The following is a 12,325-nucleotide window of genomic DNA, read 5'->3' on the forward strand; positions in this document are numbered from 1 at the left end:
CGCCATGCTTGATGACGGGTTTTGTAAAAATATGAAACATCGCGAGCTACAGCGTGCGACCGCTGTCCACCCAACGTTTGATGCCCTTAATGGTCCACTGCACCGTATTGCCATCAATTTCGGTGGTAACCGTCGTATCGACGCCTTTGCCAACCAATGCCTGACCGAGGGGAGTCTTGTAGGAGAGGATGTTCTTCTCTGGCTCACTATCAAAGGCACCAAGAATTGCATATTCTTCAGACTGACCATCACTGTTGGTGAGCTGGACGATCGAACCCACGCTGACCACGTCATTAGAGGCATCGGTGAAGTCGGTGACGCTGGCGCGATTACGGTCACGCTCAAGGTTCGCCTTGCGAGCCATGAGGGTATCCTGGTCCTGCCGGGCCATCTTGTATTCCGAATTTTCCTTAAGGTCACCATGCTCACGAGCAACGGCGATCGCTTCCTTATTCTCAGGAATACGAACTTCAACCAGCTCTTTGAGTTCGGCATTAAGTGCGTCAAAGCTCTTCTTACTGACGATCAAGTCTTCTACCTTCTCCAGTGCGGAACCGGAGATCAGGCCTTGAACGCTAGGATAAGTCTTAATGAAGCGAGCCAAGAGCGAATTTTTCGTCAAGCCCTCGAAGCCTTGATTGAGCATCAGGCCTTGAGCAAGGTCATGTGCTTCTTCTTCGCTGGCTTCAGCGAGCATGTCGGTGATCAACTCCTTGTCGTCACTGAGGATGTCTGCCAGCGGGATGCGGCGGTTACCCGTGCTCTGGAGTGCTTCTAGGTCGATCGCGTAAAGAACGTTGTTCAGGAAGCGTGGGCTAATCAAGCCATCCACGAGCTTACGGAACTTGCGGGAGTTGCGGTTTTTAATGATCCACAACAGAACAGGACCACGTAGGTTCTGCTCACGCAACCAACGTCTAAAATGATCGGCGACCATTTCTTCGCACTCGCGGTCAACGAGGAAGGAAATCGTTTCGCTGGTCATCTTACCTTCGCTGTTGCGGAGGATGTCGATGACGACGCTCTGCCAGTTGTCCGGATAGGTGCGGGACAACAGGTCGAGGAAACGCTTCTGGTAGCCAGTCGGAATTTCTGCCGCCAAGGCATTGAGGTCTGGCGTTTCCATAACGAGTGACTTGGAAGTCGGCTCGATGGTTTCCGGATCAGCTTCCAAGTGGCGGGCTAAGTCATTGCGGACCCATACACCGTGCAAACGCTCAGCTTGGCTCAGGCCGTGGGCCTTCTTAACCGCTTCGGTCAAGTGCTCAAATATGTTTGGGAGGTCAGACTGAATCTCCTTCACGTTTTCAGAAATCTGATGCAGCTTTTCAGCCAGAAGAATCTTCTTCTTCGGTTGCTTGACGACGTAAAAATCTTCCAGAATTTCTTGCTCAGGCTTCAACGGCTCTTCGCGCAGAATATACGGGTCGATCTTGCGAGAAGGCGTCTGGACGCGTGGGTCCTTAACAAGTACCTTCTTGGTCTGAGTCCACCACTTCTTAAATTTAGCTGGGCCTAATAGGCGGGAAAGCACCCCTTCCAATTCAGTTGGGCTGGCTTCTTGATCTGGCATTCGCGCAAGGACTTCCACGATTAGATCGCCGGGCCGCTTCTTAATCATCTCTTCGATGACTGCAGGCTCGGTGCGACGACGCACGAGGATATTCTCCGGGTCTAGTATCTCCAACTTATCAATACAGAACGCTGGGGCCATCTGGTGACCGTCCTTGCCGTCCTCAAAGTCGATGATGAGCTTACCTTCACCTTCGTCGTAGCCTTGGATAGTGCCAAAGCCCCAGGAACGATGCATGCAGAACGCTCCGGGCTGCATCGCCTCCAGTTTTTTACGGTCGCCCGAAAGTGCGGGCTGCTTTTGTATGAGCAAATCGATTGCTTCTTGGTTCATGGGATTTTAATTAATCGGGAATGAGACCCTCTTCCGACTCTTCCGATCTCCCAACCAAGGTTGTCCTACCGAAAAAGAAACACGGCGCGTCTGCGGATGGCTGGCGCCATGCAGTCGCGCTGTGCGAGAAGTTTGTCTCGCGCTCCGACCAGAAGGCCGACGCGCTATTAAATAATTTGACTACAGACATTTCCTCCGAGGAACGGCGTCGTTGTCAACGTTTGTTTTATGGCGCCGTTCGTCACATGCGTTTAATCGATCATTTGCTTGATACGCTGATTTCTCGCCCCCCCCGCGTCCAACTAAGGGCAATGCTCGCCATCGCCTTGGCTGAATGGCTCGAAAATATCGCTGCTGGAGCTATCCCCCCCCCCCTCTCATCTGGAAAAAAAGACGATGAAGGCATCCCCTCAGTTGACTTTTTTCCCGGCCTCGAAAAAGACGAGAGCTTGCCTAAAATCGTTGATTTCACCGTCGAACGCGTCAAAAAAGCCCTCAGCCCCGGCGAAGGTAAATTGGTCAACGCCGTCCTCCGCCGAATCCCCCCCCTGCTCACAGAAATACTCCAAAGCGGCTCACTCGGGCTAAAAACCAGCCACCCAGACTGGCTTGTCCGTCGTTGGATCGCCGAACGTGGTTCCGAATGGACCGAGCGCGAGCTCCTGCTCAATCAGACCCCCGCCGAACCTTGGCTCTGCTGGCGAAACCCAACTGTCTCCCCTCCCCCCTCTTGGACCCCCGCCCCCATCGATACGCTGCCAGCCGCCATTGACTCCGACTCAACACTCTCTTCAACCGCTCGCTTACCACGCTTTTTCCGGCTCGGAGTAGCGGCAGAGTGGTACATTGCTCATCAAGCACTCGCCAGTGGTCAGGCCTATGCCCAAGACCCGGCAACTTGGCTTGCCCCAGCCTTGGCCGATGCTCAATCCGGCGAAGCCATCCTCGACCTATGCGCGGCCCCAGGAGGCAAAACATGCCATTTGTTAACGGCTCTGGGCAACGATCCCGCTGGGCTCTTGGTCGCACTCGACCAACCCGGCCCACGCATTAACCAGCTTGATGAGAATCTCCGCGCTTGGAGCACCGATGATGATGGCCCCGAAGTTCACCTCGTCGCACTGAACCTGATGGACGCACAAGCCGAAGAGCTCGGCGCATTCCACGCCGTCCTACTCGACGCCCCGTGCTCTAACACAGGCGTCATCAGGCGCCGTCCTGACATCAAGCTCCGCCTGCGCCCGGATGACATTACCAACTGCGTTGAGCTGCAAATAAGCCTCTTAACTAAAGCCGCCGAATTCGTCGCCGATGGCGGGCGTCTGATTTACAGTACCTGCTCACTAGAACCCGAGGAAAACGCGGGTGTCGTCGAGCAGTTTCTGGAAGCCAATCCCGAATGGCGCATCACCGCCAATGCCGAGTCCTCTCCTGCTGACACTGGTTTCGATGGCGCGAGTGTGTTCCGCCTAGAACGTGGCTAGCCCATCGGCTATGCCACTTCGGGGTCTACGTCGAACTTACCGCCAGTGAAACACTGCACGGCGTAGATCGCGATCCAGAGCAGACCGTAAGCAAGGCCAAGCACAACGCCGATATCGATGATGCCGCGCCAAGGCTGAGAAAGCTGACGCACAATAACAATCAGGCCCACAATACCGAGCGTCAGGCACCAAGTCACGATCTTCCGCTTTTTCGTGGCATGGAAATACGCCATGCAGAAAAACGGCGCAAAGAGCACGTGGAGCGGCTTCGGATTTTCCGAGAGATACTTTGACCGGGCGACGACGCGCGGGGAAAATTGCTTTTGGAAGCCGCGGTAGCCCTCAGCCACGAGCATAAACAACGCCCAAATAATCGCCACGATCCACTGGAGCGTGGTCAGCCCGCCAGAGACGGCTTCAACGGCATGAGGTGTCAGCCGTACGACCGCGCTGCCGATAAAAAGGAAGACGCCTCCTAGGCCCCAAATAATTGCGATGTGCTTCATGTACTGAAAAAAGAAGCTCAGGCTTGGGCGGGAAACTTCTCCCGTAAAGCCTCAAGCACGCGCGGGGGGACGAAATTCGCAACACGGACAACGTCGAAATTGGCGACCGCCTTGACGATGTTTGAGCTGGTGTAGAAATACTCTTGGTTGGGCATCAAGAAAATCGTCTCAATGTCGTCAGCGAGGTGACGATTCATCTGCGCCATCTGGAACTCATACTCGAAGTCCGAAATCGCGCGTAAACCACGGACCAACGCCACGGCACCCAGTTGACGGGCAAAATCCACCGTTAGCCCTTCCAATAACTGCACACTAACTGCCTCCATCCCAACAATCATCTCCTTCACGAGCGCCAAACGCTCACTCTGAGTAAATATCGGGTTCTTCGCATCGTTCGGTGCCACCGCGACCACGACCTCATCGAAAAGATGGGTCGCCCGCTCCAAAACATCAAGATGCCCGTAGGTGATTGGGTCGAAGGTGCCAGGGTAAATTGCTCGGCGCATGGGTGGGAGTCTGCTTGGCCCAATAAGCGAAGCAAGGGAAATTCATCCTCCCCGATCATCACTTTTAGGGAACGCCTAAGCTGATTCCTCGACTGATAATTCAGGTACCATGAGATAAGTTCCGAAGAGGAAAAACCACGAACCCATCATCAGAGCGAAATAATTCCCGAACCATTGAGGCAAAACCACCGGACCTTCTCCAAAATATCCGACCAAGCTGGAGATTAAAAAACCTAATGATCCCAGCAGACTAAAAAAGTTGATCCACCAGGAAATATCCCACCAGAGCCAAGACCAACGACTATGGGCGACCTCCATTACCCCCAAGTAACTGGCAGTTAAGAAACAACACGACGCAACTGTGCTAGGCGTCCAAATCAGGATATCTGCCCACACCCAGTTCAATCCATCTACGAGGCCCATTCCGCAATTGATGTTAAAGATAATCGCACCTGTTAATTGCACGGCTGCGATCAGAAAATCCAGTCGCTTAGGCTCCCAACCGAACCAGCGAATGCGTTTATCGGGACATTTCTCAACTTGGCCCTCAAGGTAACGCGCTGCTTCGTGGGCCTTGAGTTGCAGCGTCGCATCTAAATCCGCATTGAGCGCTTCCAACAGCAGTAAATAACTACCGAGCGTAAACCACAGCGAACCAATAAAGCAGACCAGATCGAAATTATAGGTCGGCAGTCCAAACACGCTCAGCACCTCGGGAAACGCGACGGGCACCGTCCCCAGCACGAAGCAAATAGAGCCAATGATAAATATCAGTCCGAGCCACCAAGACAAACTACACAGCCGCCAACTCCAAAGTCGCCAATGTCGCTTCTGAGCACCAGAATGGCCATTAACATGCTTCGCGTCGGCTAATGAATCACTCTGCGCCAGAGGACTGTTTCGTGCGTGGACGACCGCACCCCTGCCCTTACGATGTCGACGCGACGACCAAATGTGCAGCGCGCCATCCGGCAAACGGTGTATCACGCGTGTAATGAATGGCCCCACCCGATGAGTCGCCACATGCTCCCAATTTTTCGGGAACGTGACGTGTGACGGTAGTAGCGCTGCAAGTCGGTGGTTAGCCATTGCGCGGCCATCCAAAGCAGGGGCATCATAAAGGGCAAGCCCTAGACGCCCCTATCCATCCAAAGTAAGAGTCGAAGAACGGCGGGTAATGATGTCATTTGTAAGATTTTAGCCTTTTAACTACAATCCTTCCGCTATTTTCTGCGAGCCATGGCTAGACTGAAAGACATCGTCGAATACTGCGACCAGCGAACGCATCGCGAGGAAATTGCTGATTTCCCTGGTGCCCACAATGGCTTACAGTTTGAGAATCACGGTGACGTGACCAAAATCGGCGCAGCGGTGGACGCAGGACTTGTGCCCTTTACCTTGGCAGCCGAACGGGGAATAGATTTCCTCATCGTTCACCACGGCATGTTCTGGAATCCGCCTACGGCGTTTACTGGCGTCCATCGCAAAAAGCTACTAACGCTTTTTGCAAACAACTTGGCCGTCTATGGCTCGCATCTGCCACTGGACTGCCATCCGCAAATCGGCAACAACGCCATCCTTGCCCGCAAACTTGGTCTCAACGTCGACGGCGGATTCGTCCGTTACGAGAAGCACGACATCGCCGTGACGGCTCCTGCCATCGAAGACCGCGCCCATCTGCGCGAACGACTGAAAGGGCTGTTCCCCGAGACACTGATCTGCATCGAGGCAGGACCACAGAACACCAAACGCATAGGCATTCTGACTGGCAGCGGGCGCTCCGCCATCCCCGAGCTACGCGAGCGCGGTATTGACACCTTTATCACGGGCGAACTGAAGCAGGAGCACTTCAACATTGCGCAAGAACTGGAGATCAATCTCTACCTCGGCGGTCACTACGCAACGGAGACTTTTGGCGTATGCGCTTTAGCCGAAGATGTCGCCGATAAATTCAATCTTCAGTGGGAATTTATCGACACCGGCTGCCCCTTATAAGAGCGGAGCCTACTCTCCGCTTTTCGCTTCTTCGGAATTGTGCTGTTCGGCCTCTGGTTTTTCCGCGGCTTGTTGGGCATCGGCGACCGGTTCTAGCTCCCCGGCATCGTCCACTTGATGCGCTGCGATAAAAGCCTCCACCGCAGCGCTACGTCCTGCAATTAAAAGTAGGTCTCCTGCTTGGATAAGTTCGTCTGCGGGGGGGGAGACAATGCGCCGTTTGCCTCGCTGAATGCCGAGCACGGTGATATTATGCGTTTTGCGAATATTCGAGCTGGCCAGTGTGCGCCCGACTAAATCCGACTGACCACCGATGTAAGCCTTTTCGATCTGGAAAGCCTGGTCGTCCGAATCCGTGTTTTCTTCTTCACGGCGCTTGGTCTCAAGCATGCGGACAGCGGCCTCGACCTGCTTTTCCTGCCCGTAGAGAATAACGTTATCGCCGGGGAATAGTGGTAGGTGTGGCGAGGGATCAAAGCGCGTCGTTCCACCCCGAGAAATCGCGATTACCTGAGCGCCAGTTTCGGAACGCAGTTTGAGCTCGGTTAATTCGCGCCCACAGGCCACGGAATCTGGCCCAACCACATGCTCCTTAACTTGGGCGTCCCAGGCATTACGCCCAGCTATTTCGCGTAGCGCGGTTTCGCGGGCCTGCTCGTCACTCTCGCGAGAGTGCTGCTGAAAGCTTTGGTAAAAGAGAAATTCGATCCGGCTGTTGACCTTATTAATCGAGCGCCAGAACAACGCCAACGCCACGCAACACAGGATGAGGAAGACGAACAGCGTAATGCCGCTCGGGAAAAATGCCGACGCCGCCGAGAGATACAACCCGCCAAATAACACCAGCACCAAGCACAAGAGCAGCGTGTGGAAAAGGTTCTTCATGCCGCCCGTCAGGAATTGGCGATCGCGGGATTCGCCGATCACCGCGTCCGTCACCAAAAAAATGAGGGCGTCCAGATTACGCAAAATTGCGGTTAAAAACGGCAGGCAAAGGCCAGCGGCAATAATCCATACGCCAAGCTGCGTCACGTCTTCAAAGCCCCGGATTTCCGACCAGTTCTCCAGCAACTGTGAGCCAATGTAGGCCATCGCCACGATGCAATTCAGCACCAGAAAATACAACACGACGTGCATCAACGGTCGCCTTGCCAGACGAGCGAACGCACTGCGCCCAATGAAGCGCCCGACAGCATCAAGCATTCCGCCATAAATACGCGTAGCGCGTTTCAATACGTCAGGGCAACGGTCCGCCAAGCTGGCGTAAAGGCGCTCAGGCTTGGCGTTAATGATCGGCATCACCAGATAGGTAACGATCGCCAGACCGACTGTCATGCTCGTGAGCCCCTCTCCTGTAATGCCCAAACCATAGCCCATTGCCGCGAGAATGAAGCCAAACTCACCGACGCTTGCCTTTGGCAGGGCCGCACGAAAGCCAACCTCTGGCGTAGCCCCCCCCAAGAAAAAGCCCAGCCAGCAAGCAGCCAGCTTGCCCACGATGACCAACGCGGCGATACCCAGCACTGCGATCAGGTTATCCCAGATCCAAATCGGGTTGATCAGCATACCAATCGACACAAAGAAGACAGCGCAAAACAGGTCACGGAGCGGCTCGGTTACCCGTTCGATCTCTTTGGACAAGGCTGTTTGGGCTAAAATAGCTCCAGCCAAAAATGAACCCAAGGCCACCGAAAGGTGTAGAAAATTTGCGATCCAGCCCACCACCAGCACCACGGCGACGGATACCAGCGTTATCAACTCCACACTCCCTGCACGCTTCAAGAATTTCGTCAACCTAGCCGCGAACACACGACCGAAATAATACACTCCGACCACAAACATCGCGATGAAAAGGATCGTCAGCGGTACCTTGTCCACGTCGATATGGCCAGAAACGGATACGCCGCCCAAGATAACCAAAAGCAGCACGGCCACGATATCCTCAAAGACCAAAATCCCAACGGCAAGTTGAGCCTCCACACTGTTCAGACGCCCCTTGTCCCGCAGCAGTCGAATACAGACCATCGACGCGGAATTGGTTAGCACCGCGCCGAGGAAAATGCCCTCCATGGACGAATAGCCAACGAGCGGCGCACACAGCATACCAATGAAAAACACCAGCGCCGTCTGCATCGAGACTGCCAGCAGTGCCGGCCAGAAGACACGCTTCACCCGCGTCAGGTCAAAGCCCAGCCCAATCGTAAACATCAGAAAAACGATGCCCAACTCGCTTAGCTGATTAATCGTCGAAGCGTCCTTCAGGTTAGGCAATTCGGGCAGATAAGGCCCAATCATCAACCCTGCCAACAGATAGCCAAGGATCACCGGCAGGCGCAATAGGTGAAAAATCACCGTCACCAAAGCGGCGGCGGCGACCACCAAGGTCAAATCCTGCATGATAGAAGTCTCGTCCACTATCGCCAAAGATGGAGTCTACCGTTTCGCCAAGCAATGAATATTTGTCGTTGGCGTTGATAAGCCGTTATTTTGTTTGCGACAGTGGCTCTCAATAAAATTGGGCAATCAAATCAATTGCCTTCGCGAGGCAAACACGTCGCAATAGATGTGATTCATGAAGGTGCCCAAAAAGAAGAAACATCGGCAAAAAGAACAATTCCGCGAACTCAGCCAACTCAGCGTAGCACCGCTATGGGAAATGGCTGGGCCTTATGCCGCTGCACCTGATGCCGAGCGCCAAGGCAATGTCGCCCTGATCCGCGCAATTGGCGTGGTCATCGGCCAGCAAGGGAACACGGAAGACAAGGCTCGTGCACGCGAATGGGCTGTTTCTCGGCTAAACGACTCACTGGAAACCGTGCGCCGCTATGCCATGAACGCCCTTCCTCGCCTCGATGCCGGCTCCGAAGAAGAGCAGGCCTTACTTGCGCTCATGGAACGCGGAGTGAACGAACGAGAGCGTGCAGAAATCCTCGAAACGCTACAAAAAATCGGTGGCCAAGCCACGCTGGAGCAACTCGCCGGGGATAAAGCTGATTTTGCCCAACGCGTCGTTGAGCAAAAGCTCAGCGCCAAACTCGTCCGCGCCGACGCCGGGGCGATTGACATTGAACAAACCTACACGCCAGCCGAAGAGGTCTTCGTCGCCCTGCGTTGCCGTCCCGGACTTGAACAAGTGCTTGAAGACGAGATCCGCGCCCATCGTGAGATCTCAGCCGCCCTCAAATTGGACAAAACCGCGCGTGGCGTCATTTACCTCCGAGGCAAGGCCCCCCTTAGCTTAGGCTTACTCTATCAATTACGTTGCTTCGACACATTGGGCTTCATTCTCGGACGCGTAGATGAAACATCAGTAAAGGTTCGATTGGAGAAAATTGCCGCACTCATCGCCGCACCAGCCACGGTCGCCCTCATGTCTGCCTTTACTAATGGCGCACTACGCTACCGACTCCATTTTGACACGCGCAAACGTCAAAATCATGACGTCATTGAGATCAGCGATCTCGTTTACGCCCGCGAACCAAAACTGCTCAACGATAGTCGCCAAGCACCTTGGACCATCCAAGCCAGTGAGAGCCGCAAGGGCCTACTTCTAGAGTTAAGCCCACATGGTACCAGCGATCCGCGCTTCCAATATCGACGCGGAGACATCCCTGCGGCATCACACCCGCCGCTCGCCGCCACCATCGTCCGTCTGGCAAACATCCAAGATGGCCAAGTCGTCTGGGACCCCTTTTGCGGCACTGGCTCCGAGTTGGTCGAAGCCCGGCTAAGCGCCAATCTCAGCCAATGCCTAGGTACGGACATAAGTCCGGAAGCTCTCGAAATCGCCAAGGGCAACTGGGCTCAAGCAGGATTTTCGGCGGATCAAGCGACCTGGATCGAGTCAGATTTTCGCGATTCAGTCAGCAAGGGCGTCATCCCCACAGGTCAAGTGGATGCGATCATCTCGAATCCGCCCATGGGGCGCCGCGTACCAATCGAAGACCTAGGCCAATTGATAGAGGAACTCTTTGCTGCCGCTGCCAAGACCCTCCGACCCGGTGGCTCCCTCGTGCTGGTCAATCCGGTTAAGAATCGACCAGATCCAAGAGACTTTCGCAGTACGCTCCGCACTCAAGTCGACATGGGAGGCTTCCACGGCTGGTTGGAAAAACACGAACGAATAGAGCGCTGAACCGACAGCGACCGCGACGCTCATTCTGCCAATTGACTGTTTGAGAACGTGGACTCGGAATCGGGCTTGCCATCACTAAAAATCTGTTACACCTTACATTTACCCCGTTGCAAATCCCATCCTCGCAGGTTTGTGCGCAAACCTCGCATGTTAGACCTAACTTGGCAAAATCTAATAACGCTCCTAATAGGAGCGCTGATGAGTGGTGCCCTAATTGCAGCCCTCTTCGCTCAGAAACTGAAGCAAAAAACTGCCCAGCATGCGAAGCAGTTAGAAGCTACAGAACGCTCCGCCGACGAATCCACCCGTCTGACTAAGCTGGAGCTGCTCGAACAGCAGCAAGAGCGCCGTAAGGAACTCGAAAAAGAAATTCTAGAGCGAGAAGAACACCTGCGCCAGCGTGAGAACGATCAGCGAGATCGCGACAACAACCTCAACGAAAAAGAGGCTCGAATTATCACCCGAGAGGAACATCAAGCCCTCTCCGCCAAGCGCCTTGCCGAGGAAATGAGACGCGTCAAACGCTACCGTGATGCCTATCGCCATCGCCTGCGTAAAATCAATAATTGGACGTCCCAAGAAGCCATTGAAGCTTGGCGTGAAGAACTCCGCACCAGCGAAGACGAGCTCGTTAAGGAAATCAAGCGCGAGGTCCTATTGGAAAGCGAACAGATGTACCGCCATGAGGCCCAGCGCATCCTGATCGACACGATGCAGCGCATCACCGCGACCCCTCCCAATGAAATCAGCGCCACCCTCGTTCAAATCCCCAACGAGGACATGAAGGGCCGCTTGATTGGGCGCGAAGGCCGTAACATTCGCGCCATCGAATCCGCAACCGGCGTCACCCTGATGATTGACGAAACACCCGGCTCCATGCTCGTTTCGTCATTTGACCCTGTCCGCCGCGAAATCGCCCGCATTGCGCTAGAACGCCTGATCAAGGACGGCCGTATCCACCCAGTTTCGATTGAAGAGACGGTTACACAAGTCCGCGACGAGCTAAAAGACAGCGTGATCGAGCTTGGCGAACGCTCATTGCTCAAGCTTCGCCTGCACGGCGTTCATCCTGAAATCGTTTCCTTGCTGGGTAAGCTGCATTACCGCCTTTCGAACAACCAAAATACATTGGAGCACTCGATCGAGGTGGCGTATTTCTGCTCCTTGCTCGCATCAGAGCTGGGACTCGATCCCGATCTGGCCAAACGCTGCGGGCTATTCCACGACCTCGGCAAAGCAATTGACCACGACTACGAAGGCAGCCACGCCTCCAGCGCCGCCATGCTGCTCAAGCGTTATGGCGAAGACGAACGTGTGGTCAATGCAGTGGCTGCCTCACACGACGAAGTGGCTCCTTCAAGCGTTTACGCTGGGCTGCTTCGCGTGGCAGACTCCCTCTCAGCAAGTCGTCCCGGTGCCCGCGCCAATGCTCTGGAAGGCTACTTACAGCGCGTCCGTAGCTTGGAAGACCTTGCGCGCGACATGGATGGTGTCAGCGAGGTTTATGCCGTTCAGGCTGGCAAGGAAATCCGCATCATTGTCGAACCCAACCGAATGGACGACCAAGAGGCCCGCCACTTGGCTCGGACCGTCCGCCGACGCATCGAAGAGGAGCTAAATTATCCCGGCACAATCAAAGTCACGGTCATTCGCGAGAAACGTTTCGTTGAGACCGCCAAATAGGGCACAAAGGCCTCGGCCGGCACGAAATGAGGAATTTAGGATTCCGCTCGCCACCTTTTGGGTTTTTCATTCTGGGATTAATTCTTAAGCATTCCCGTTTAAACTGCTCG

The 12,325-nt window shown here is 54.6% G+C and carries 9 protein-coding genes; 4 read left to right on the forward strand and 5 right to left on the reverse strand.

The window, feature by feature from the left end:
• Nucleotides 1-46 precede the first annotated feature (46 nt).
• On the reverse strand, nucleotides 47-1,906 hold the full coding sequence (locus IE065_RS13775; protein WP_189516072.1) for a GreA/GreB family elongation factor: 1,860 nt from the start codon (nucleotides 1,904-1,906) through the stop codon (nucleotides 47-49).
• 20 nt (nucleotides 1,907-1,926) lie between these two features.
• On the opposite strand from IE065_RS13775, the gene IE065_RS13780 reads away from it, so the two are divergent.
• Complete coding sequence (locus IE065_RS13780; protein ID WP_189516074.1) at nucleotides 1,927-3,390, forward strand: RsmB/NOP family class I SAM-dependent RNA methyltransferase; 1,464 nt, start codon at nucleotides 1,927-1,929, stop codon at nucleotides 3,388-3,390.
• Nucleotides 3,391-3,398: 8 nt separating this feature from the next.
• Here IE065_RS13780 and IE065_RS13785 read toward each other — a convergent pair whose 3' ends face one another.
• The 3 genes from IE065_RS13785 to IE065_RS13795 all read right to left on the reverse strand — a co-directional run bounded on the left by IE065_RS13785 (nucleotide 3,399) and on the right by IE065_RS13795 (nucleotide 5,491).
• On the reverse strand, nucleotides 3,399-3,896 hold the full coding sequence (locus IE065_RS13785) for a hypothetical protein (RefSeq protein ID WP_189516076.1): 498 nt from the start codon (nucleotides 3,894-3,896) through the stop codon (nucleotides 3,399-3,401).
• Between the two features lie 17 nt (nucleotides 3,897-3,913).
• Nucleotides 3,914-4,402, reverse strand: coding sequence for a pantetheine-phosphate adenylyltransferase (coaD, locus tag IE065_RS13790; protein WP_189516079.1), 489 nt, complete (start codon nucleotides 4,400-4,402; stop codon nucleotides 3,914-3,916).
• Between the two features lie 75 nt (nucleotides 4,403-4,477).
• The gene (locus tag IE065_RS13795) at nucleotides 4,478-5,491 is read right to left on the reverse strand and encodes a hypothetical protein (RefSeq protein WP_189516081.1); all 1,014 of its coding nucleotides are present in this window, start codon (nucleotides 5,489-5,491) and stop codon (nucleotides 4,478-4,480) included.
• Between the two features lie 150 nt (nucleotides 5,492-5,641).
• On the opposite strand from IE065_RS13795, the gene IE065_RS13800 reads away from it, so the two are divergent.
• Nucleotides 5,642-6,397 carry a Nif3-like dinuclear metal center hexameric protein gene (locus IE065_RS13800; protein WP_189516089.1) on the forward strand — a complete coding sequence of 252 codons (756 nt, stop codon included), beginning with the start codon at nucleotides 5,642-5,644 and terminating at the stop codon, nucleotides 6,395-6,397.
• Nucleotides 6,398-6,406: 9 nt separating this feature from the next.
• On the opposite strand, the gene IE065_RS13805 is transcribed toward IE065_RS13800, so the two are convergent.
• A complete protein-coding gene (locus tag IE065_RS13805; RefSeq protein ID WP_189516091.1) occupies nucleotides 6,407-8,812 on the reverse strand; it encodes a cation:proton antiporter in 2,406 nt (801 codons plus the stop codon).
• Nucleotides 8,813-8,969: 157 nt separating this feature from the next.
• Here IE065_RS13805 and IE065_RS13810 point away from each other — a divergent pair, with 157 nt between their 5' ends.
• Together IE065_RS13810 and rny are read left to right on the forward strand one after the other, a co-directional pair.
• Nucleotides 8,970-10,532 (forward strand): TRM11 family SAM-dependent methyltransferase, encoded by a 1,563-nt coding sequence (locus IE065_RS13810; RefSeq protein ID WP_189516093.1) that lies wholly within the window; start codon nucleotides 8,970-8,972, stop codon nucleotides 10,530-10,532.
• A gap of 147 nt (nucleotides 10,533-10,679) precedes the next feature.
• Entirely contained in the window at nucleotides 10,680-12,215 is a 1,536-nt protein-coding gene (rny, locus tag IE065_RS13815) for a ribonuclease Y (protein ID WP_267908215.1), read from the forward strand.
• The last annotated feature ends 110 nt before the right edge of the window (nucleotides 12,216-12,325 follow it).

This window comes from Cerasicoccus arenae, assembly GCF_014651635.1.
GTDB lineage: Bacteria > Verrucomicrobiota > Verrucomicrobiia > Opitutales > Cerasicoccaceae > Cerasicoccus > Cerasicoccus arenae.